Here is a 21,802-nt window from a genome sequence, read left to right on the forward strand (position 1 = left end):
GGCCGGACGGGCGGAGGAGCTGGTGGCTCCCGTCGACACCCGGTCAGGGCGTCCGCTCGTCCGGTCGGTCGGTGTGGTGGATCAGCGGCCCAGCCGGCCGCGCACCATGCCGAGCATGGCGTTGAGCTCCTCGATCCGCAGGCGCTTCGCGATGAGCACGAACACGGCCAGCTGGAGGCCGCCGCCCGCGACGAGGGACAGCACGCTGCCCAGCCAGCCGTCCAGCACCTGCTGGACCGCCAGGCTGACGCCGAGGCCGACCAGCGCGGACGGCACGCCGGCGGTGGCCAGCCGACTGTAGGTCTTGCCGATCCGCTTGCTGTCCAGCCCGCCGATCTTCTTCTTCAACTTCGGCAGTGCGACCGTCACCCCGACGGCGTAGGCCAGACCATAGCCGAAGGACATCCCGATCACGGCCCACTGGGCGGGCAGCGTGAACCAGCAGACCACCGAGAACCCGGCCTGGCAGACCGCGACCCAGACGGTGTTGGAGAACGGCGTCCGGGTGTCCTCGTAGGCGTAGAAGCCGCGCAGCATGACGTACTGGGCCGAGTACGGGATCAGCCCGAGCGCGAAGGCCGAGAGCATCAGGCCGACGTTGGAGGCGTTGTCCAGGGCCCGGTCACCGCCGCCGATCCCGTAGATCGAGCGGGCGATCGCCGGGCCGAGCGACAGGAACAGGAAGGCGCCCGGGACGACCGCCACCGCGGTGGTGCGCAGCCCGTACGACAGGTCGTCGCGGACGGCGCCGGCGTCCTCGTCGGCCGCCGCCCGGGAGAGCCGGGGGAGCACCGCGCTCATGATCGAGACGGTGATCACGGCCTGCGGGAGCTGCCAGATCAGCAGGGCGTTGGAGAACGCCGCGAGGCCGACGCCCTCGTGGCCGCCCTTCTCTGCGGCGCTGCCGGCGGCGGTGGCCAGCTGGGTGATGACCAGGAAGCCGGCCTGGTTGGCGAGCACGAAGAAGAAGGTCCACTTGGCCAGCCGGGCGGCCTTGCCCAGGCCGTGGCCGCGCCAGTCGAAGCGCGGCCGGTAGCGGAAGCCGGCCGACCGCAGGTACGGGATCATCGCCAGCGACTGGACGACCAGGCCGAGCAGGGTGCCGAGGCCGAGCAGCCGGACGCCCTCGGGCGAGATGCCCTCGGGCGTCACGTGCGTGCCGCTGTAGCCGCCGTACACCCAGATGTAGGCGCCGAAGGTGAAGATCACCACGATGTTGTTGAGGACCGGGGTCCACATCATCGCGCCGAACCGGCCGCGGGCGTTGAGGATCTGCCCCATCACCACGTGGACGCCCATGAAGAAGATGGTCGGCAGGCAGTACCGGGCCAGCGCGACCGTGGTCTCGGCGCGGTCCGCGTTCTCCATCATCGAGTGCGAGATCAGCTGCACCAGCAGCGGTGCCCCGAGCACCGCGAGGAACACCACGCCGCCGAGCCCGACCATCACCAGGGTGAGCAGCCGGTTGGCGTACGCGGTGCCGCCGTCCTCGTCGTTCTTCATGCTGCGCACCAGCTGCGGCACGAAGACGGCGTTCAGCGCGCCGCCGCCGATCAGGATGTACAGCAGGGTCGGCAGGGTGTAGGCGGCGTTGTACGAGTCACCCATGGCGGCGACGCCGATGGCGGCGGTGATCACCATGGTCCGGACGAAGCCGGTGCCGCGGGAGACCAGCGTGCCGGCCGCCATGATCGCGCTGGAGTTCAGCAGGCTCGCGACCTTGCCGCCGCCGCCGGCCGCCGGGGCGGGCTCGGCCGCGGGCGCCGGCTGTGCGGCGCGCTCCTCGGCGACGAGGTCCGCCAGCGGCTCCACCGCCGGCGGCACCGCCACGGCGGCCACCTGCATGGTGGCCTCGTCCTCGGAGAGCGGCGGGTCGAACTCGATCGGGGGGACGAAGGGGCGGTGCCCGTCCGGGCCGGCGTACTGCTGCTGCCCCGGGTAGCCGCCCACCGGCGGGTACGGCGAGGCGGCAGCGGGGGGCGGGGGCGCGACCGGCGGTGCCATCGGGTGCACCGGGGCGGGCGGGGGCACCGGCGGCTGGGCCGCCGCCTGCTCCTGGTGGCCGCCGAACAGCGCGTCCACCCCGACGTACTCGGTGGTCTCGCTGTCCCAGGTCGAGTGCGCCGGGCCCGGCTCCCACTGCGGCCGGGGCTGCTCCTGGCCGCCCCACTGGCCGCCGCCGGCCGGGGCCGGGGCCTCCTGCCAGGCGGCCTGCACCGGGGTGTCCCAGCCGGGCTGCACGGGCGGCACCGGGGCCGCGAACGGCGTCGGCGCCGAGTACTGCGCCGGCGGCACCGGCGTCGGGTAGCCGCCGCCCTGCGGCGGCAGCTGCGGCGGCACGTCGTACGCGGTGGCCGGCGGCTGAGGCGCCGCGGGCCGGTCGGCCCGCAGACCGTACGGGTCCTGGCCGGCCTGCGGGTTCCCGTACGCGTCGGCCGCGTACGGGTCCTGGGCGTAGGTGTCGGCCACGTACCAGTCGCCGGACGGCGACTCGGCGCCCGGCCGGTTCTCACCGCGGCCCGGCGGCCGCTCCTCGCTGCGCCCGGTCATGTCACCTCTTCGCTGTCGTGGGGGAGGCCGGCCCGGCGTTGCGGGGGGTCGGCGGTATCAAGGACCAACCTTCTCATCACTGGCGGTCCGATCCCGGCCATCCGCGTTGCTGCCGCGCGGTGTCTGCGCGGGGCCGGCCTCGGCGGATCCGCCGCCGGAGCCGTCTTCGGGGCCGCCGCCGGGGCCGTTCCCGGAGGGTTCGCCGGCACCGCCCCCGGCCTCGCCGTCGGGCTTCTCCCCGCTCGCGTCCCCGCCCGCGTCCTGCGCCCCGTCCCGGGCCTCGTCCGCCGCCGGGGCCGGTGCGCCGTCCGCCGCCGGGCCGTCGACCGGCTGGTCGCCGTCGGTGTGCGGCTGCCCGGCCCGCCGCTTGCGCTGGCGCACGAAGCGCAGCGCGGCCAGCAGCAGCAGGGCGGCGCCGGCCGCGAAGACGTACAGCACGCCGTTGGTCACCGAGGTGACGTCCACCCTGAACTGCTGCGGTGCGCCGTACTTCTGCGGGTTGGGGCCGGTGGTCCAGAGCTGGGCGGTCATGTTGACCGGGCCGTTGTTGTGCGCCTCGGCGTTGAACCGGAGGGTGACGCTCTGGGAGGCGGGGATGACCAGTTCCTCCTCCTTGCCCACCCGCAGCCGGTTCGGCTGCGGCGAGGTGAGCACCAGCTTGAGGTTGGTGACGGTCTGGGTGAGGTCGTTGCGGACGCTGACCGGGAGCAGACCGGTGTTGCCGGCGAAGGTGACGACGTTCTTCTTCGGCACCCGGACGGCCCCGGTCAGTTCGTCCAGGTACTTGGCGACGTCCGCGCGGTAGGTGCTGCCGGCCGCCGCGTCGGTGCGCCACGCGGTGGACAGCGAGCGGACCATCGCGGCGCTGAACGGGCCGCGCACCCGCTGCGGCAGGGTGAGCACCCGCATCAGCGTGTCCAGGTTCTGCTGGATCTCGTCGGTGCTGCTCAGCTCGGCCGCGGACAGCTCCGAGGCGCGGACCTGGGCCGGGTAGTCGGCGGCCGCCGGGACGGCGGTGTTGGCCTTCTGGTCGGGCGCGGCCTGGGCCAGGGTGTCCAGCTTGACCGGGGCGAGCCACTTGTTGTCGGAGGCCGTCTGCAGGGCGTCCGCCAGCACCTTGGCGGTGCTCGCGGTCAGGTCGCGCGGCGGCATCACCAGCAGGCCGCGCTGGTTCTGCGGCTGCTCGTGGGTGATCGTGTAGGTCTCGGCGAGGAAGCGCTGGTTCGCCTTGGTCTGTGCCTGCGGGGTGGCGAGGTCGGTCTGGAACAGCGAGGAGACGGTCTCGTCGGCGACCACCGCGTTCTGCCCGCTGCCGATCGGGCGCACCGCGGTCGGGGTGTAGTTCATCGCGTCCGGCTCCGGCATGCTCGCGCCGTTGACCAGGACCAGGCCGTCGCCGGCCTGCTGGGCGATGCCCGCGATCTGCTGGTCGAGGTAGCCCTGGTACGGCCAGGCCACGTCCGAGCGGGTGTCGACGGACAGCCGCCCCTCGACGGTGAGCCGGCCGGCGGTGGCCGCCTTGCCCAGGGCGGTGCCCATCCCGGTCAGGTCGGCGCCGTTGTGCGCGATCGAGGCGAGGTCCGGGTCGGCGTAGGGCAGTGACACCACCTGGCCGCCCGGCTTGGCGACGGCGGCCCGCAGCTTGTCCAGCCAGGCCGTGGCGGCGGCCTGGCCGGTGCCGGGGACGGTGTTGTCGTCCTTGGCCGGCTTGCCGACGTCCTGGCCCGGCTTCTGCACCCGGTACGGCCTGGTCATCGCGAACGCGGTGTCCAGCAGGTCCGGGTCGACCACCCAGGTCAGCCCGGTCATCTTGGCCCCGGTGTCCACCAGCTCGTACAGCCGGCCGCCCGGGGAGAACTCGGCGGTCAGGCTGTCGTCGCGCAGGACGGGGACGGGCTGGTCGTTGTCGGAGTAGGTCTGCGCGGCCAGCACCGGCGCGTGCACCAGCGGCCAGAGCGTGGTGACCTTGCTGGGCTGCGCCTCGGCGCCGCCCGGGTTGTACGGCAGGAAGGTCCGGGCGATGCCCAGCGGCCGGTCGCGCTGGTTGTCGGCGGTCGAGCCCCAGGCGTCCACCGCGAGCTCGTAGACGCCGCTGTCGGACAGCCCGAGGTCGCTCACCGAGACGCTCAGGGTGTAGGGCTGGTTCTGGCCCGGGCCCAGCTCCGGCAGGGCGTACTGCGGGCTGTCCAGCTCCACGCCGTCGGAGTTGGTCGGGCCGCTGCGGGTGGTCACCAGGGACAGGTCGCTGCGCCGCTGCAGCGGCTTGCTGGACAGCGGCTTGCGGACGGCCGCGTGGGCGTTCTTGACCGCGGCCTTGCCGGTGTTGGTGACGTGCCCGGTGATCTTCACGATGCCGTTCGGGCTGGCCACCTGCGGTGCCACCGTCTCGATGGTCATCTCCACCGGGTACTCGGCCGAGACGCCGTTGTCGGTGGTCGGCCGGACGCCGCCCCCGGCGGGTAGCGCCGCGGCCGGGGCGACCGCTGAGAACAGGGCCAGGGCGGCCCCGCAGGCGGCGGCGAGGCGGCGGGCCGCCTGCCCCGCGCGCCGCCCCGTGCCGTGCCCTTCGACGGGGCGTTGGGTCCTTCCGGGCCGTCGGTCCGCCCCCAGGCCCGAGTGCCGTGCCGGCTCACTCACTCGTTCCGCCCTCGCCGTTCTCGATCGCTCGCTGCTGATGCTGTTCGCTTGACGTTCTTCGCTCGACGCAGTTCGCCGCGCTGGTGCCGCGGGAGCTCCGCCGGCCACGGCGGCACGCGACACCGCATCCCCTGTCCGGTGCCCGAGACTCGTCCACCGGCATGGTAACGATGCAGCCCGCGGTGCAGTGTCGCGGGCCTTGGGGTGAGACGCCCAAAACGCGCGGGCGGTTGACCTGTCGGGCCACGTACTCTTGTGAGCCGTGTCCACTGCCAATGAGTCCACCGCGCACCTCGACCGTTCCAGCACCGCCGTCCAGGCCGTCCCAGGCCTGAGCGAGGCCCAGACCCTGGGGCTGCAAGAGCTGCTGCGGGTGTCGCCGGTGGCCGACGAGATCGCCCGTCGGTTCGAGGCGGCCGGCCACCGGCTGGCCCTGGTCGGCGGCTCGGTGCGGGACGCCCTGCTCGGCCGGCTCGGCAACGACCTGGACTTCACCACCGACGCCCGCCCGCAGCAGGTGCTCAGGCTGGTCAAGGGCTGGGCGGACGCGGTCTGGGATGTCGGCATCGCCTTCGGCACGGTCGGCGCCCGCAAGGACACCCCCGAGGGCTCCTTCCTGATCGAGATCACCACCTACCGCTCCGAGGCGTACGACCGGACCTCCCGCAAGCCCGAGGTCACCTACGGCGACACCATCGAGCAGGACCTGGTCCGCCGGGACTTCACCGTCAACGCGATGGCCGTCGACCTGCCCGGCCGCGGCTTCGTCGACCCGCACCACGGCCTGGACGACCTGGAGGCCCGGGTGCTGCGCACCCCCGCGACCCCCGAGGAGTCCTTCTCCGACGACCCGCTGCGGATGATGCGCGCCGCCCGCTTCGCGGCCCAGCTCGACTTCGAGCCGGCCCCCGAGGTCGTCGCCGCGATGACCGCGATGGCCGAGCGGATCACCATCGTGTCCGCCGAGCGCGTCCAGGCCGAGCTGAACAAGCTGCTGCTGGCCAAGCACCCGGTGAAGGGCCTGCGGCTGCTGGTCGACACCGGCCTGGCCGACCACGTGCTGCCCGAGCTGCCCGCACTGCGGCTGGAGCGCGACGAGCACCACCGGCACAAGGACGTCTACGAGCACTCGCTGACCGTCCTGGAACAGGCCGTCGACCTGGAGCAGGACGGCCCGGACCTCACCCTGCGGCTGGCCGCGCTGCTGCACGACATCGGCAAGCCGCGCACCCGCCGCTTCGAGTCGGACGGCCGGGTCTCCTTCCACCACCACGAGGTGGTCGGCGCCAAGATGACCCGCAAGCGGATGCGCGAGCTCAAGTACTCCAAGGAGCTCACCGAGGACGTCTCGCAGCTGGTCGAGCTGCACCTGCGCTTCCACGGCTACGGCGGCGGCGAGTGGACGGACTCCGCGGTGCGCCGCTACGTCACCGACGCCGGACCGCTGCTGGAGCGCCTGCACAAGCTCACCCGCTCCGACTGCACCACCCGCAACCGCAAGAAGGCGGCGGCGCTGTCGCGCACCTACGACGGCCTGGAGCAGCGGATCACCGAGCTGAAGGCCCAGGAGGAGCTGGACGCCGTCCGCCCGGCGCTGGACGGCAACCAGATCATGGAGCTGCTCGGGCTCAAGCCCGGCCCGCAGGTCGGCAAGGCGTACAAGCACATGCTCGAACTCCGGCTGGAGCACGGCCCGCTGGAGCACGACGCGGCGGTGGCCGCGCTGCGGGCCTGGTGGGCCGAGCAGCAGGGCTGAGAGGTGCTGCGAGGGGTGGTCCCGGCGTCGGCCGGGACCATCCCTCGGGTGTGTCGGGTCAGCCGTGGAGGCTCTGCAGGCAGAGCACGTAGTTGAGGGCCGGCAGGTTGGAGTAGGTGCGGGTGTAGGTGCTGTCCGACTTCGGCTGCTTCTCGCAGACCTTCTCGTCGGAGGTGGCCAGGTACTTGAAGACCACCTTGTACTGGGCGCGGGAGTCGCCGCAGGGCAGCATGGTGATCTTCGGGTTGGCGTCGTGGGTCGCGCCGGTGCCGTTCTCGTTGCGCAGGCAGTCGCCGGGGTTGGCCCGGTCGATGCTGTCGGCAGCGGTGCTGGGGGCGGTCGGCGGCGGCAGCGTGATGGTGGGCACCGGCGGCATGCTGAACGTCGGCGAGGGGAACGGCCGCGGCGTGTAGGTCGGCGGCGGCGAGAAGGTGGTCACCGGGGGCACCGTCACCGTCGGTATCGCGATCGGCGCGACCGGGTCGTCCTTCTTCGGGCCGAGCACCCCGGTGGCGGCCAGGACCAGCGTGACGACCACCGAGAGCGGCAGCAGCAGCATCAGCGCGTGCGGCCGCCGGCCCAGCGGGACGCCGGGGTCGAGCTGGGGGCCGTGGCTGCCCGGGACGGGCGGCGGCAGCCGCTTGACCTTGCCGTTGGCGGCGAGGTTCAGCAGCAGGGTGATCGGCGCCAGCAGCACCGACGCCGGGCTCCACCAGCCCTGGACCAGGGTGCGGGCGGACAGATCGCGCACCGTCGCCGTCCCGCAGGTGCGGCAGAACGGGCCCGGCATCCGCAGCATCCGGTAGGCCAGGACCAGGCCCTGGTGGCCGCGGACGGTGGCGTCCACGGCCGGGAAGCCGCCGCAGAAGCGGCAGGCGGGTCCGTCCTGCGGCGCCGGTGGCGGGTACCCGTACCCGTAGCCGGGCGCGGGCTGCGGGGGGTAGCCGTACGGCTGGTCGGGTGGTGGCGGGGCGGCCGGGTAGCCGTAGCCGGGCGGTGGGCCCGGCGGCGGGGGCGGGGTCGGCCGGCCGTAGGGGTTGCCGGTGGCGTACGGGTTGCCGTCGTCGGGCGGCGGGGCGCCGTACGGCAGCTGGGGCGGCGGAACGGACAAGAGGTCCCCCGGGGATGCGGTGGTGGTGGAGAGGTCAGGCCTTCCCCGGCAGCGGGGCGCCGGCCGGGGTCATCGGGCCGAGGCAGAGCACGTACCGCTTCTTGTTCCAGCGGCGTCCGCTCTTGCCCGAGACGGCGCTGGTGGTCTGCGGCGTCTGCCGGCAGCGGTTCACGTCGGTGGTGTCGCCGAACGTCGACAGGACCCGGTAATTCGCTTTGGCGTCAGTGCACTTGACGATCTCGACATCGCGGGTGCCGCTCACCCGGACGCAGTCGCCGGGCTTGGCGCTGCTGACGCTCGGGCCGCTGGCGAAGTAGCCGACGGCCAGCGCGAGACAGCCGCCGACCAGGCCGACGATCCGCAGCTTCGCCTTGACGCCGCGCTTCGCGGAGGGCGTCTCGGCGGCGGAGGCGGGCGGCGGGTAGCCGTACGGACCGGCGGGCGGCTGCTGGCCGTACGGCGACTGGGCGCCGTAGCCGGGCGGCTGCTGGCCGTAGGCCGGGGGCGGTCCGAAGCCGGGCGGTGCGGGCTGGGGCGGTGCGGGCTGGGGCGGCCCGGGCGGGGGCGGTCCGAAGCCGGGCGGTGCGGGCTGGGGCTGCGACGGGATGTACGGCACCTGCCCGTACGGCGGGGCCGGCTGCGGGGGCGGCCCGTACGGCGGAGGTGGCCCGTACGGGCCGGGCGGTGTGCTCATCAGTTCGTCCCCCGAGGCCGAGTGCTGTCGCTCCGACAGGTCTGACGTACCTTAGCGACTCGGTCGGACGCCACCGTTCCGAGGGGCCGAGGGCCTTCAGGAGGCTCGGTCGCCGGGGAGCGGCCCGTACCGCCGGGCGGAGCGCAGGTAGAGGAGCGCCGAGAGCCCGTACACCGCGGCGACCCCGACCACCACCACGACCGAGCGGCCGGAGAGCGGCAGCACCAGCGCCGTGACCAGGGCGGCGGTCACGAAGGCGACGTTGAACAGCACGTCGTAGATCGCGAAGACCCGGCCGCGGTACTCGTCCTCGACCGACTCCTGGACCACGGTGTCGGCGCAGATCTTGGTGCCCTGGGTGACCACCCCGAGCAGCAGCGCCGCGAGCAGGCAGGGCAGCAGGGTGAAGCTCAGGCCGAGCGCCGGGACGAAGACCACCGGGGCCGCCAGGCAGACCGTCAGCCAGCCGGCCAGGCCGAGCCGCCGGGTGCACCAGGGGCTGACCAGCGCGGCGACGAAGAACCCGGCGGCGGACAGGCCGACCGCCTGGCCGAGCGTGACCAGTCCGGCCGCGCTGTCGTTCGGGTCGTTGAAGGTGTACCGGGCGAGCATCACCACGACCACGATCAGCACGCCGTAGCAGAACCGGGCCGCGGTGACGGCGGCCAGCGCGTGCACGGCGGGCCGGCAGTCCCGCACCAAGTGGCGCACGGCGGCGCCGAGTTCGACGGCGGCCCGGACCAGCGCCTGGCCGAGCGCCGGGCGGTCGCCGTGCTTCTCCGGGCCGAGCAGGTCGCGGTCCATCCGGCGGGCGGCCAGTGCGGCCGACAGGTAGAGCAGCGCGGCCACCGTGACCAGCGCGGCGTCGGCCTTCGGCCCGGGGGTCATCACCTGGTGCAGCAGGAAGCCGACCCCTCCGCCGGAGGCGGCGGCGACCGTGCCCAGCGTGGGGGAGAGCGCGTTGGCGGTGACCAGCTGGTCCTGCTCGACCACCCGGGGCAGGGCGGCGGACAGGCCGGCCAGGATGAACCGGTTGAGCGCGGTGACCAGCAGCGCCGAGGCGAAGAACAGCCAGGTCGGCGCCTCCGCCAGGAGCAGGGCGCCGGTGACGAGGCCGAGCCCGAAGCGGGCCAGGTTGCCGTAGTAGAGCACCTGGCGGCGGCGCCAGCGGTCCAGCAGCACCCCGGCGAACGGGCCGATCACCGAGAACGGCAGCAGCATCACGGCCAGCACCGAGGCGATGTCGGCGGGGGAGGACTGCTTCTCCGGGGAGAACACGACGTAGGCGGCGAGCGAGACCTGGAAGACGCCGTCCGAGAGCTGGGAGAGCACCCGGGCGGTCAGCAGCCGCCGGAAGTCCCGGCCGCGGAGCAGACCGAGAAGCGTGGCACGGTGTGCGGACTGGTGGGTGCTGCCGTTCTCGGTGATCGCCACCCGCCCAGAGTGCCATGGAACCGGCCGCTGTTTCACGTGAAACATTCGCCGAGAAACGGTGAAGGGCCCACGATCCGATGATCGTGGGCCCTCCGGCGCGGCCGGCGGCGGTCACCCGCCGCCGGCTCCGGCGCTCTACCTCAGCGCTCGACCTCGCCGCGGATGAACTTCTCGACGTTCTCCTTGGCCTCGTCGTCGAAGTACTGCACCGGCGGGGACTTCATGAAGTACGAGGAGGCCGACAGGATCGGGCCGCCGATGCCGCGGTCCTTGGCGATCTTCGCGGCGCGCACGGCGTCGATGATGACACCGGCGGAGTTCGGGGAGTCCCAGACCTCGAGCTTGTACTCCAGGTTCAGCGGGACGTTGCCGAACGCGCGACCCTCCAGGCGGACGTACGCCCACTTGCGGTCGTCCAGCCAGGCCACGTAGTCCGACGGGCCGATGTGGACGTTGTTGGCGCCCATCTCGCGGTCGCGGATCTGCGAGGTGACGGCCTGGGTCTTGGAGATCTTCTTGGACTCCAGGCGCTCGCGCTCGAGCATGTTCTTGAAGTCCATGTTGCCGCCGACGTTCAGCTGCATGGTGCGCTCGAGGATGACACCGCGGTCCTCGAACAGCTTGGCCATCACGCGGTGCGTGATGGTGGCGCCGACCTGGGACTTGATGTCGTCACCGACGATCGGCACGCCGGCCTCGGTGAACTTGTCCGCCCACTCCTTGGTGCCCGCGATGAACACCGGCAGGGCGTTCACGAAGGCGACCTTGGCGTCGATGGCGCACTGGGCGTAGAACTTGGCGGCGGCCTCGGAACCGACGGGCAGGTAGCAGACCAGGACGTCGACCTGCTGGTCCTTGAGGATCTGGACGACGTCGACCGGGGTCTCGTCGGACTCCTCGATGGTCTCCCGGTAGTACTTGCCCAGGCCGTCGAGGGTGTGGCCGCGCTGGACGGTGACGCCGGTCGGCGGCACGTCGCAGATCTTGATGGTGTTGTTCTCGCTGCTGCCGATGGCGTCGGCCAGGTCGAAGCCGACCTTCTTGGCGTCGACGTCGAACGCGGCGACGAACTCCACGTCGCGGACGTGGTACTCACCGAACTGGACGTGCATCAGCCCGGGGACCTTGCCGGCCGGGTCGGCGTCCTTGTAGTACTCGACACCCTGCACCAGCGACGCGGCGCAGTTGCCCACGCCCACGATGGCTACGCGAACCGAACCCATTCCGGTTGCTCCCTGTGATCTCATGAGGGCCGCCGGGGTCGACGGCACTCGTCCTGCTTCTTCGATGACTGCTTGTACGGGCGCGAGGCGCCCACTCCTGCCGCGCGGCACAGGGCTGACGCGGTGTCAGCGCTCCTGGGCGGAGCGCCCCGGGCGGTCGTACGGTGGCCCGGGCGGGTCCTGGGACCCTTCCTCCTGGCCACGGCCGTCCGAAGTCTTGTGGGGTACGGCGGTGGTGTTGCCGCCGGTGGCGGGCCCGGTCCGGCCGGTGCGGTTGGCCCGCTCGGTCTCGATCAGCTCGTTGAGCCACCGGACCTCGCGCTCCACCGACTCCAGTCCGTGCCGCTGCAGCTCGACGGTGTAGTCGTCGAACCGCTCGCGGGCGCGGGCCAGCGAGTTGCGCATCTTCTCCAGTCGCTCCTCCAGCCGGCTGCGACGCCCTTCCAGGACGCGCATCCGCACGGCCCGGTCGGTCTGGCCGAAGAACGCGAAGTGGACGCCGAAGTGCTCGTCCTCCCAGGCGTCGGGCCCGGAGTCGGCGAGCAGCTCCTCGAAGCGCTGCTTGCCTTCGGGGGAGAGCCGGTAGACGGTCTTGGACCGCTTGCCGTTGAGCGCGGTGGCCGGGACGTACTCGACGTCCGGGTTGTCCTCGACCAGGAAGCCCTGGGCGACCAGGCTCTTCAGGCACGGGTAGAGCGTTCCGTACGAGAACGCCCGCAACGTTCCGAGCAGGACGTTGAGCCGCTTGCGCAGCTCGTAGCCGTGCATCGGGGCGTCGTGGAGCAGACCGAGAACGGCGAACTCCAGCACTCCTGAGCGCCTGCCCATTGCCGTCGTCCTCCTTACCTCTCGGCCGTTGTCCGGCCGCTGCATCGGGCGGTATGCCGCGTCGATGTATCGGCTCGATATATCGAGAACAGTAAACCGGGCCCTCGGAACGGGCAAGGGGGGCGCGCGTGAAGGTGATCACAAGCCGACGCGCAGGAGCGGTTGGCAACGGGCGTGTAATGATCTGCTGCCGTTTTGCGGTCATTGGGGACTGATGCCCGATTAGTTGGGATTCCCGGCTGCGTACGCTGTCGCGTGTGCACGAGGACCACCTCCGGGGTTAGGGCGGTTGGCGGGCATCGGACGTGAACCCTGCCTTCAGGCTGGAACCGCCTGGCGAGGAGTGGCTGCAACATGAGTGAACGACGGCGAAGGACGCCCAGCCCGGGCGGTGACGGGCAGCAGCCCCCGGGTGGTGGTGGCCGTCAGGGCGGACCAGGCCGGGGCGAGGTGAGCTCGGACGGCGTCGGCCGTCGGCGCCCCCCGGGCGAACGGGAGACCGCTCAGCAACCCCGGATGACCCGCGCCGAACTGCGCAAGGCCGGCCAGAAGGGCGGCAAGGGCGGCCGCGGACGCGGTGCCGCCGCCTCCGCGTCCGCGGCCGCCGCCGCAGGCCCCGGCAAGAAGCGGTTCATCGACTACCCGCGCTTCGGCAAGACCGGCGTCCGGCGCTGGCTGCCGTCCTGGCGGCAGTGGCTGAGCGGCTTCCTGATCTTCTTCGCCACCTGCGTGGGCGGGGTCTTCTACCTCTACCAGACCACCGAGATCCCGCAGCTCAAGGATCTGATGAAGGACCAGAACACGATCTACTACTGGGCCGACAACACGGAGATGACCCGCAAGGGCGAGACCAACCGTCAGATCGTCGAGCTCTCCGACATCAGCCCCAACCTGCAGAACGCCGTGATCGCGGCGGAGAACCAGACCTTCCGCGAGGACAGCGGCATCGACCCCAAGGGCATGCTCCGCGCCGTCTACAACATGGCCAAGGGCGGCGAGACCCAGGGCGCCTCGACGATCACCCAGCAGTACGTGAAGAACGCGTACCTCAGCCAGGAGCAGACCCTCAGCCGCAAGCTGAAGGAGTTCTTCATCACGCTGAAGATCAATCAGAAGATGCAGAAGCCGGACATCCTCAAGGGGTACCTGAACACCAGCTGGTTCGGTCGCGGCTCGAACGGCGCCCAGGCCGCCGCACAGGCCTACTACGGGGTCGACGCCAAGGACCTCGACCTCTGTCAGAGCGCCATGCTGGCCGGCCTGTTGAAGGGCGCGTCGTACTACGACCCCAGCAACCCGGCCAACAAGGAGCGGGCCGAGGGGCGGTGGTCCTGGATCCTCGACAACATGGTGAAGATCAAGGCCGTCACCCCGGAGGAGCGTGCCAAGTGCAGCACGTTCCCCGCCCCGATCCCGCAGAAGCCCAACTCCAGCATGAACGGTGAGGTCAGCTACCTGGTCGACACCGCCAACAAGTACCTGATGGCCACCGACAAGACGATCACCCAGCAGATGATCGACAAGGGCGGCCTGAAGGTCTACACCACCTTCGAGAAGGACAAGGTCGACGCCCTGAAGAAGGCCGTCGACGACGTCAAGGGCGAGAACCTCAACGCCCAGAAGCGCCCCAACAACGACACCTTCATCCAGTTCGGCTCCGCCAGCATCCGCCCCGGCGACGGCGCGATCGTCGCCCTCTACGGCGGCGACGGCGTGGAGAACGGCCACTTCGACAACAACGCCGACGCCATCGGCGTCCAGGTCGGCTCGACCTTCAAGCCCTTCGTGCTGGCGACCGCCATGCAGATCGGCGTCCAGACGGCCACCGACGACAAGGGCAAGCCGAAGCGGATCAACGCCGACAGCCGCTACCTGTCCGACGACATGTCCGAGATCCGCAAGCCGGACGGCTCGCTGGTGATCGGCGACGACGGCAAGCCCTACCGGCAGAAGAACGAGGACTCAGGCAAGCGCGGCTACGTCTCGCTGCGGTCGGCCATGCAGAACTCGTTCAACGTGCCCTTCGTCCAGCTCAACCAGGACGTCGGCGGTCAGAACGTGGCCAACATCGCCGAGCAGATGGGCGTCAGGAAGGAGAGCTTCGCCGACCCGAAGACCCCGACCTTCGCCCTCGGCACCTCCACCATCAGCCCGATCCGGATGGCCACCGCCTACGGCACCCTGGCGGCCAGCGGCAAGGAGGCCGAGCCCTACTCGGTCACCAAGGTCGAGGTGAACGGCGCCGAGCGCCCGGGCTTCGGCAAGAAGGACGCCAAGGTCGCCCTGGAGCCGGCCGTCGCCGACAACGTCACCGACGTGCTGGTGAACGTGGTGAAGAACGGTACCGGTTTCAAGGCCAAGGAGCTGGGCCGCCCGGTGGCCGGCAAGACCGGTACCACCGACCAGAACAAGTCGGCCTGGTGGGTCGGCTACACCCCGCAGCTGGTGACCAGCGTCGCGATGTGGCGCGAGGACCCGAGCAAGCACGAGCGGCTGTCGCTCAACGGCACCGGCGGCAAGGAGTCCATCCACGGTGGTGACATCCCGACCGACGTCTTCACCCGGTACATGAAGGCCGCGCTGGCCAACGAGAAGAAGATGGACTTCCCGGCCCCGCAGCCGGTCGGCACCCAGGTGGACTCCTCCGGCGCCCCGGTCTCGCCGAGCATGACGCCCACGCAGACGACGAGCGAGACCCCGTCGGCCCCGCCCGCGACCCAGCCGGGCACCAACAACCAGCCCCCGCCGACCAACAACAACCAGCCGCAGCCGCCCGTGTCCACCCAGGGCCCGGGCTGTGTCCCGGGCGTGGACTGCCCTGGCACGCAGCCGAGCCAGACACCGTCGCACACCAGGACCAACCCCGGTCCGACGAGCAGCTGCGGCCTCCTCGGCTGCACCACGCCCCCGCCCACGGCGCCGCCGACGGACCCCCCGGCGACGAGCAGCAAGCCGAGCGGCAAGCCGCCGACACCGTCCTCGACCGGCGGTGGCGGTGGGCAGAACGCACTGCTGCCCTGACCACCACCCGCTGAGCGGATGAACCGAACGGCGGTGGCGGCCCTCTCCGGAGGGCCGCCACCGCCGTTTCGTCATGATTCGCCGTGCCGCCGGGCGACGGAGGCCGGGCCCGTTGCGGGGTCCTCCTCGTCCCGGTGGGGCCGGTGCGGCAGGATGTCCGGCATGACGTCGAGCGATCGTGACGAATCCGCAGGGCCGGCCGGGCCCGGCGACGCCGCAGGGCCGGTCGTCGCCACGGCCGCGCCGCCGGTCAACACCGTGGTCGTCCCGGCCGACGAGGACCCGGTGGCGGCGGCCAGCAGCGAGGTGATCGGCGGCCCGCCGGGCCGCCGGGCGCTGCTGGGCGTCTCCTGGTGGATCCCGGCGCGCTTCCTGGCGCTGGCGGTGATCGTGATCTCGGTGCTCGGCATGGTGCAGAAGGCGCCCTGCTACAACCAGGCCTGGTTCCAGCCGGGTTCGCCGCAGTACATCCACGCCTGCTACAGCGACATCCCGCACCTGTTCTCCGGCCGCGGCTTCTCGGCCGGGCTGCACCCGTACGTGGACCGCATCCCGGGCACCTCCGGGGATCTGCAGTACCTCGAATACCCGGTGCTGACCGGCCTGTTCATGCAGGTCGCGGCCTGGCTGACGCCCGGCGCCGGCACCTCGCAGGACCAGGAGCGGTGGTTCTGGGCGATCAACGCGGGGCTGCTGATGGCCTGCGCGGTGGTCGCCGTGGTGGCGCTCTCGCGCACCCACCGCCGCCGCCCCTGGGACGCCCTGCTGTTCGCGCTCGCGCCCGTCCTGCTGCTGAACGGCACGGTCAACTGGGACCTCCTCGCGGTCGCGCTGGCCGCCGTGGCGATGGCCTGGTGGTCCGGCTCCCGGCCCGGCTGGGCGGGTGTCTTCATCGGCCTGGCCACCGCGGCCAAGCTCTACCCGGTGCTGCTGCTCGGCCCCCTGCTGGTGCTCTGCTGGCGGGCCGGGAAGTGGCGCGAGTTCCGGGTGATGCTGGCCGGCGCGGCCGGCTCCTGGCTGCTGGTCAACCTGCCGATCATGGCGGCCAACTGGCAGGGCTGGTCGACCTTCTACGTGTTCAGCAAGCACCGCGCCGAGGACTACGGCTCGTTCTGGCTGATCCTGATGCAGAGCCGGGGCACGGGGCTGGCCGACCTCGACCTCTACATCGGCGTGCTGATGGTCCTCGGCTGCCTGGCCATAGCGTGGCTCGGCTTCACGGCGCCCCGCCGCCCGCGCTTCGCGCAGCTGGCCTTCCTGGTGGTCGCCCTGTTCGTGCTGGTCAACAAGGTGTACTCGCCGCAGTACGCGCTCTGGCTGCTGCCGCTCGCGGTGCTGGCCCGGCCGCGCTGGCGGGACTTCCTGATCTGGCAGGCCTGCGAGGTGCTGTACACCCTGGGCATCTGGTCCCACCTGGGCTTCGTCACCGGGCCCAAGCAGCACGGGATCGGCGAGGCCTGGTACCACTTCGCGGTCGTGCTGCACCTGCTGGGCACGCTCTACCTGGTGGTCATGGTGGTCCGCGACGCCCTGCAGCCGGACCGCGACCCGGTGCGCTGGGACGGCAGCGACGACCCGTCCGGCGGGGTGCTCGACCGGGCCCCGGACGTGTTCGTGCTCGGCACCGCCCGGACGCTGCGCGAGGAGGAGAGCTACGCCGGATACGCGCCGGCCGGCTCCGAGCAGTGGCTGGACGAGCCGGAACTGCCGGAGCCGGCCGAGAAGGCGTAGGCGCTTCAGTCGTTCTAGGGCCGGACAGGGCCTAGCGGTCCACCACGCGGTCGAAGTGCGTGGTGGTGTGCCGGACCTGGAGGCCGAGCTCCTCGCCGATCGCGGGGGGCTTGGTCTCGCCGTCCAGGAACAGCAGTGAGACCTGCATGTGCGGCGGCTCGGCGAACCAGAGCTGCTTGCCGGCCCAGTGGAACGGCGACTTGGTCTTGTTGACGGTCGCCAGGCCGGCCCGGGCGATGCCCTTGGCCCGGGAGGCCATGGTCTGCACGTACTTGGGCGCCTCCAGGCCGATGCCGTGCGCGGTGCCGCCGGCCACCACCACGATGTGGCCGTCGGCCGGCGCCGGGTGCTGGCGGTAGCCGTAGCGGTCGCCCTTCTTCACCGGGGTGACGTCCAGCACCGTGGCCCGGACCTCCAGCGCGCCGTGGTCGCCCAGCCAGAGCCGGGTGCCGATCCGGGCCCGGAAGACGATGTCCGGGTAGCGCTGGGCCAACTGCTCCATGCCGGCCGCGCCGAGGTGGCTGACGTACACGGTGTGCACCGGCACCCCGGCCGCCCGGGCGGTGTCCACCCAGTGGACGACCTCCTCGGTCGGGCTGGAGCCGTCCGGCCGGTCCATCGGCAGGTGCAGCGCCAGGCCCTCGAAGGCGACGCCGTCCAGCTCGGCGGCGACGGCCGTGAGGTCGGCGGCGCTCACCCCGTGGCGGCGCATGGAGGTCATGCACTCCACCACCACCCGGGCGCCGCGCAGCGCCCGCAGCGCGTCCAGGTTCGCCACCGTCCGGATCACCCGGGCGTGCGGCAGCGGCAGCGCCTCCTCGCCGACCCGGTACGGGGTGAGCACCAGCAGCTCGCCGCCGTACCACTCGGCGGCGTCGGCCGCCTCGTACGCGGTGCCGACGGCCAGCACACCGGTGCCCAGCAGCGTCGCCTCCTCGGCCAGCCGGTGGTTGCCCAGGCCGTAGCCGTTCCCCTTGGCGACCGGCACCAGGCCGGGGAACTCGGCGAGGACGGAGCGCTGGTGGGTGCGCCAGCGTTCGGTGTCGAGGTAGAGCGACAGCGTCATCGGGTCAGCCTCCTCAGCGGCGGGACATGTAGAGGTCGAGGGCCTTGTGCAGCAGCTTGTTGAGCGGGAAGTCCCACTCGCCGAGGTACTCGGCGGCCTGGCCGCCGGTGCCGACCTTGAACTGGATCAGGCCGAACAGGTGGTCGTTCTCGTCCAGGGTGTCGCTGATGCCGCGCAGGTCGTACACGCCGCCGCCGAGCGCGTAGGAGTCGCGCATCATCCGCCACTGGATCGCGTTGGACGGCTTGACCTCGCGCTTGTGGTTGGCCGAGGCGCCGTAGGAGTACCAGACGTGCTCGCCGACCACCAGCATCGTGGTCGCGGCCAGCGGCTCGCCGTCGTGGTAGGCGATGTAGAGCCGCATCCGGTTCTGGTCCTCGGCGGTGAGGGCCTTCCACATCCGCTGGAAGTAGGACAGCGGGCGCGGGGTGAACTTGTCGCGCTCGGCGGTCACCAGGTAGAGCTGGTGGAAGATCGGCAGCTCGTCGTAGCCGCCCTGGTACACCTCGACGCCGCTCTTCTCGGCCTTCTTGATGTTGCGGCGCCAGAGCTGGTTGAAGTTCTTGTGGATGTCGTCCAGCGAGCGGTTGGCCAGCGGCACCTGGAACACGTAGCGCGGCTGGACGTCGCCGAAGCCGGCGCCGCCGTCCTCGCCCTGCAGCCAGCCGGCCTTGCGCAGCCGGTCGGCCACCTCGAAGGCGCGCGCCTCGTACCAGTCGGCCTCGACGTCGCGCAGGCGCTTGGCCTGCTTGCCGGCGATGGCCTCCTTGATGGTGGGGGCGTTCCAGCGGCGGATGACGATCGGCGGGCCCATCTTGACCGAGAACGCGCCCTGCGACTTGAGGTGGGCGAGCATCGGGGAGAGCCAGCGGTCGAGGTCCCGGTCGAACCAGTCGATGACCGGGCCCTCGGGCAGGTAGGCAAGGTAGCGCTTGAGCTTGGGCAGCTGCCGGTAGAGCACCAGGCCGGCGCCGACGAGCTGGTTGGCCTCGTCGAACCAGCCGATCGACTCCGAGCGCCACTCGGCCTTCACGTCGCCCCACGACGGCACCTGCATGTGGCTGGCCGAGGCGCGGCTCCTGATGAAGGCGAGGTGCTCCTCGCGGGTGATCGTCCTCAGGCGCAGGCTCATTGCTCGGTGCTCCTCGTCGGTCGGGCTGCGGTGGGCCCAGGTTCTCGGGCTGACCCTATCGTCCGGGGCCCGGGCGCCCGCCGCTGCGGGCGCGACGGCGCCCCCGTCGCGTACCTGTCTCCTTGCAGATACGCCACGGGGGCGCCGAGGGTTCCGGAACGGTGCGACCGGGGCGGCTCAGCCCCAGAGGCCGCCGCGGGCGATGCCGAGGTAGAAGCCGATGGCGGAGGCGCCGAGCGTGATCATCAGCACGAAGCGCTCGGCCGTGGTGACCGAGACGAACATGCCGAGCAGCCCCGTGATGATCCCGAACAGGCCGGTCCACGAGGTCAGCAGGTGCAGGTTGTGGAAGAACGAGGTGGTGAAGGCGATCACGCCCAGCACGGCGGTGAGGCCCACCAGGGCGTTCTCGCGGGGGTGCGGGTGGCCGTCGGTGTTCAGTGTGAGCGCGGGCATGCGGTGGACGGACTGGGCCATGAGTCCCACCTCCTGGCGTGGAGACGAACGGGCAGGAATCCCGTTCCGTCCAGATTGCGGCGGTTGGGCCGGTCTCACAACCCCTATGCGTTTTGTTCGGCCGTCCGGGTGCGGGTAGGCTGTGCCGTCTGCACTGGTGTAGTTGTGCCCCCTTGCGCTCTCTTCCGGGCGACCACCCTGTCGGGTGAGCGGGGCCCGATTGTCGGACCCGGCCGCTACGGTGGCCGGTGTCGTCACTGCTCCGGTGCCGACGCTGCACAACCCTCCTGCCACGGAGAGACCGTGGCCGTTGAGTCCAAAGGAGGTGGGTTACCCATGCGTCACTACGAGGTGATGGTCATCCTCGACCCCTCGGTCGAGGAGCGCGCTGTCTCCCCCCTGATCGAGAACTTCCTCACCGTCGTCCGGAACGCCGGCGGCAAGGTGGAGAAGGTCGACACCTGGGGTCGTCGCCGTCTGGCTTACGAGATCAACAAGCAGTCCGAGGGCATCTACTCGGTCATCGACCTGAAGGCCACGCCTGAGGTCGTCAAGGAGCTCGACCGCCAGATGGGCCTGAGCGAGTCGGTTCTGCGGACCAAGGTCCTGCGCCCGGACACCCACTGAGCCACCTCTGAGGCCTTCGGGTCTCGGGTAGCTCGCGTCCGCTGTTTCACGTGAAACAGCGGTGAACGGACATCTTCCCGAGAGGTCATCACCACCATGGCAGGCGAGACCGTCATCACCCTCGTCGGCAATCTCGTCGACGACCCCGAGCTGCGCTTCACCCCGTCGGGTGCGGCGGTCGCGAAGTTCCGTATCGCGTCCACCCCCCGCACCTTCGACCGTCAGACGAACGAGTGGAAGGACGGCGAGAGCCTCTTCCTCACGTGCAACGTCTGGCGGCAGCCGGCGGAGAACGTGGCCGAGTCGCTGCAGCGCGGCATGCGCGTCATCGTGCAGGGCCGACTGCGCCAGCGGTCTTACGAGACCAAGGAAGGCGAGAAGCGGACGGTCTTCGAGGTCGAGGTCGACGAGGTCGGCCCGAGCCTGCGCTCGGCGACCGCGAAGGTCACCCGGGCCAACCGGTCCGGTGGCCCCGGCGGCTCTGGTGGCGGCTTCGGCGGCCAGCAGGGCGGCGGCGGTGGCCAGCAGGGCGGTTGGGGCGGCGGTGGCGGCCAGCAGGGCGGCGGCGGCAGCTGGGGTGGAAACTCCGGCGGCGGCGGCCAGTCCGGCCCCTCCGACGACCCGTGGGCGTCCAGCACTCCGTCCGGCGGCCAGCAGGGCGGCGGCAGCTGGGGTGCCCCGTCCGGTGGCGGCTTCTCGGAAGAGCCTCCGTTCTAAGAGCTGACAGATTTCGTGCGGCCCGGCCGCCGGCGTCCTGAGGACGCCGGCCGGGCCGTGAACCCCAAATGGAGCACACAATGGCGAAGCCGCCTGCTCGCAAGCCGAAGAAGAAGGTTTGCGTCTTCTGCAAGGACAAGGTCAACTACGTTGACTACAAGGACACGAACCTGCTGCGGAAGTTCATCTCCGACCGTGGCAAGATCCGTGCCCGCCGGGTCACCGGCAACTGCACCCAGCACCAGCGTGACGTCGCCACGGCCGTGAAGAACAGCCGTGAGATGGCGCTGCTGCCCTACACCAGCACCGCGCGCTAAGAGAGGGTGACCAAGTAATGAAGATCATCCTCACGCACGAGGTGCCGGGTCTCGGCTCCGCCGGCGAGGTCGTCGAGGTCAAGGACGGCTACGCCCGCAACTACCTGGTTCCGCGTGGCTACGCCATCCGCTGGACCAAGGGCGGCCAGAAGGACGTCGACGCGATCCGTCGCGCCCGCAAGATCCACGAGATCCAGACCCTTGAGGCCGCCAACGAGGTCAAGGGCAAGCTCGAGGGCGTCCAGGTCAAGCTGGCCGTTCGCTCGGGTGACGCCGGCCGTCTGTTCGGTTCGGTGACCCAGGCCGACGTCGTGGAGGCCATCAAGGCCGCCGGCGGCCCGGCCGTGGACAAGCGCGCCGTCGCGATCGCCTCGCCGATCAAGACCGTGGGCACCCACAAGGTCTCGGTCAAGCTGCACGCCGACGTCCAGGCCAACCTCGACGTCGCCGTCGTCGCTGCCTGAGTTCCGTAGCAGTGGCCTGAGGGCCGGACTCCTCCGGG

The 21,802-nt window shown here is 71.4% G+C and carries 17 protein-coding genes; 7 read left to right on the forward strand and 10 right to left on the reverse strand.

Annotated elements, in window-relative coordinates:
• Positions 1-81: 81 nt before the first annotated feature.
• Complete coding sequence (gene murJ, locus A6F73_RS16300) at positions 82-2,550, reverse strand: murein biosynthesis integral membrane protein MurJ (protein ID WP_063348475.1); 2,469 nt, start codon at positions 2,548-2,550, stop codon at positions 82-84.
• Between the two features lie 57 nt (positions 2,551-2,607).
• Positions 2,608-5,187 (reverse strand): DUF6049 family protein, encoded by a 2,580-nt coding sequence (locus tag A6F73_RS16305; protein ID WP_063348476.1) that lies wholly within the window; start codon positions 5,185-5,187, stop codon positions 2,608-2,610.
• Between the two features lie 331 nt (positions 5,188-5,518).
• Here A6F73_RS16305 and A6F73_RS16310 point away from each other — a divergent pair, with 331 nt between their 5' ends.
• A complete protein-coding gene (locus A6F73_RS16310; protein ID WP_063351256.1) occupies positions 5,519-6,943 on the forward strand; it encodes a CCA tRNA nucleotidyltransferase in 1,425 nt (474 codons plus the stop codon).
• A 58-nt stretch (positions 6,944-7,001) separates the two neighbouring features.
• Here A6F73_RS16310 and A6F73_RS42205 read toward each other — a convergent pair whose 3' ends face one another.
• The 5 genes from A6F73_RS42205 to A6F73_RS16335 form a co-directional block, all read right to left on the reverse strand.
• Positions 7,002-8,054 carry a hypothetical protein gene (locus A6F73_RS42205; RefSeq protein ID WP_063348477.1) on the reverse strand — a complete coding sequence of 351 codons (1,053 nt, stop codon included), beginning with the start codon at positions 8,052-8,054 and terminating at the stop codon, positions 7,002-7,004.
• 34 nt (positions 8,055-8,088) lie between these two features.
• Entirely contained in the window at positions 8,089-8,748 is a 660-nt protein-coding gene (locus A6F73_RS16320; RefSeq protein WP_063348478.1) for a hypothetical protein, read from the reverse strand.
• A 96-nt stretch (positions 8,749-8,844) separates the two neighbouring features.
• On the reverse strand, positions 8,845-10,182 hold the full coding sequence (locus tag A6F73_RS16325; protein WP_244293410.1) for an MFS transporter: 1,338 nt from the start codon (positions 10,180-10,182) through the stop codon (positions 8,845-8,847).
• A gap of 140 nt (positions 10,183-10,322) precedes the next feature.
• Positions 10,323-11,405: an inositol-3-phosphate synthase gene (locus tag A6F73_RS16330; RefSeq protein ID WP_063348479.1), complete on the reverse strand. Its 1,083-nt coding sequence runs from the start codon at positions 11,403-11,405 to the stop codon at positions 10,323-10,325.
• A gap of 126 nt (positions 11,406-11,531) precedes the next feature.
• Positions 11,532-12,233: a PadR family transcriptional regulator gene (locus tag A6F73_RS16335; RefSeq protein ID WP_063348480.1), complete on the reverse strand. Its 702-nt coding sequence runs from the start codon at positions 12,231-12,233 to the stop codon at positions 11,532-11,534.
• Positions 12,234-12,749: 516 nt separating this feature from the next.
• Here A6F73_RS16335 and A6F73_RS16340 point away from each other — a divergent pair.
• Both A6F73_RS16340 and A6F73_RS16345 read left to right on the forward strand, forming a co-directional pair.
• The gene (locus A6F73_RS16340) at positions 12,750-15,254 is read left to right on the forward strand and encodes a transglycosylase domain-containing protein (protein ID WP_063348481.1); all 2,505 of its coding nucleotides are present in this window, start codon (positions 12,750-12,752) and stop codon (positions 15,252-15,254) included.
• A gap of 162 nt (positions 15,255-15,416) precedes the next feature.
• The gene (locus tag A6F73_RS16345) at positions 15,417-16,985 is read left to right on the forward strand and encodes a glycosyltransferase 87 family protein (protein ID WP_063348482.1); all 1,569 of its coding nucleotides are present in this window, start codon (positions 15,417-15,419) and stop codon (positions 16,983-16,985) included.
• Between the two features lie 31 nt (positions 16,986-17,016).
• On the opposite strand, the gene A6F73_RS16350 is transcribed toward A6F73_RS16345, so the two are convergent.
• The 3 genes from A6F73_RS16350 to A6F73_RS16360 form a co-directional block, all read right to left on the reverse strand.
• Complete coding sequence (locus A6F73_RS16350; RefSeq protein WP_063348483.1) at positions 17,017-18,051, reverse strand: alanine racemase; 1,035 nt, start codon at positions 18,049-18,051, stop codon at positions 17,017-17,019.
• 13 nt (positions 18,052-18,064) lie between these two features.
• Positions 18,065-19,183 (reverse strand): peptidoglycan bridge formation glycyltransferase FemA/FemB family protein, encoded by a 1,119-nt coding sequence (locus A6F73_RS16355; protein WP_063348484.1) that lies wholly within the window; start codon positions 19,181-19,183, stop codon positions 18,065-18,067.
• A 177-nt stretch (positions 19,184-19,360) separates the two neighbouring features.
• Positions 19,361-19,660 carry a hypothetical protein gene (locus tag A6F73_RS16360; protein WP_063348485.1) on the reverse strand — a complete coding sequence of 100 codons (300 nt, stop codon included), beginning with the start codon at positions 19,658-19,660 and terminating at the stop codon, positions 19,361-19,363.
• Positions 19,661-19,975: 315 nt separating this feature from the next.
• Between A6F73_RS16360 and rpsF the strand changes: the two genes are divergently transcribed.
• The 4 genes from rpsF to rplI all read left to right on the forward strand — a co-directional run bounded on the left by rpsF (position 19,976) and on the right by rplI (position 21,764).
• The gene (gene rpsF / locus A6F73_RS16365) at positions 19,976-20,266 is read left to right on the forward strand and encodes a 30S ribosomal protein S6 (protein WP_063348486.1); all 291 of its coding nucleotides are present in this window, start codon (positions 19,976-19,978) and stop codon (positions 20,264-20,266) included.
• Between the two features lie 96 nt (positions 20,267-20,362).
• Positions 20,363-20,983 (forward strand): single-stranded DNA-binding protein, encoded by a 621-nt coding sequence (locus tag A6F73_RS16370; protein ID WP_063348487.1) that lies wholly within the window; start codon positions 20,363-20,365, stop codon positions 20,981-20,983.
• A gap of 80 nt (positions 20,984-21,063) precedes the next feature.
• Positions 21,064-21,300, forward strand: a complete 237-nt coding sequence (gene rpsR, locus A6F73_RS16375; RefSeq protein WP_030304537.1) for a 30S ribosomal protein S18 — start codon at positions 21,064-21,066, stop codon at positions 21,298-21,300.
• 17 nt (positions 21,301-21,317) lie between these two features.
• Positions 21,318-21,764 (forward strand): 50S ribosomal protein L9, encoded by a 447-nt coding sequence (gene rplI, locus A6F73_RS16380; RefSeq protein WP_063348488.1) that lies wholly within the window; start codon positions 21,318-21,320, stop codon positions 21,762-21,764.
• Positions 21,765-21,802 lie beyond the last annotated feature (38 nt).

Source organism: Streptomyces sp. MJM8645, assembly GCF_001625365.1.
Lineage (GTDB): Bacteria > Actinomycetota > Actinomycetes > Streptomycetales > Streptomycetaceae > Kitasatospora.

Bases quoted from the DNA above. Each gene is read 5' to 3' on its own strand.
- murJ (WP_063348475.1), bottom strand. From the start codon at position 2,550: ATGACCGGGCGCAGCGAGGAGCGGCCGCCGGGCCGCGGTGAGAACCGG.
- A6F73_RS16320 (WP_063348478.1), bottom strand. From the start codon at position 8,748: ATGAGCACACCGCCCGGCCCGTACGGGCCACCTCCGCCGTACGGGCCG.
- A6F73_RS16330 (WP_063348479.1), bottom strand. From the start codon at position 11,405: ATGGGTTCGGTTCGCGTAGCCATCGTGGGCGTGGGCAACTGCGCCGCG.
- A6F73_RS16335 (WP_063348480.1), bottom strand. From the start codon at position 12,233: ATGGGCAGGCGCTCAGGAGTGCTGGAGTTCGCCGTTCTCGGTCTGCTC.
- A6F73_RS16340 (WP_063348481.1), top strand. From the start codon at position 12,750: ATGACCCGCGCCGAACTGCGCAAGGCCGGCCAGAAGGGCGGCAAGGGC.
- A6F73_RS16345 (WP_063348482.1), top strand. From the start codon at position 15,417: ATGACGTCGAGCGATCGTGACGAATCCGCAGGGCCGGCCGGGCCCGGC.
- A6F73_RS16350 (WP_063348483.1), bottom strand. From the start codon at position 18,051: ATGACGCTGTCGCTCTACCTCGACACCGAACGCTGGCGCACCCACCAG.
- A6F73_RS16355 (WP_063348484.1), bottom strand. From the start codon at position 19,183: ATGAGCCTGCGCCTGAGGACGATCACCCGCGAGGAGCACCTCGCCTTC.
- A6F73_RS16360 (WP_063348485.1), bottom strand. From the start codon at position 19,660: ATGGCCCAGTCCGTCCACCGCATGCCCGCGCTCACACTGAACACCGAC.
- rpsF (WP_063348486.1), top strand. From the start codon at position 19,976: ATGCGTCACTACGAGGTGATGGTCATCCTCGACCCCTCGGTCGAGGAG.
- A6F73_RS16370 (WP_063348487.1), top strand. From the start codon at position 20,363: ATGGCAGGCGAGACCGTCATCACCCTCGTCGGCAATCTCGTCGACGAC.
- rpsR (WP_030304537.1), top strand. From the start codon at position 21,064: ATGGCGAAGCCGCCTGCTCGCAAGCCGAAGAAGAAGGTTTGCGTCTTC.
- rplI (WP_063348488.1), top strand. From the start codon at position 21,318: ATGAAGATCATCCTCACGCACGAGGTGCCGGGTCTCGGCTCCGCCGGC.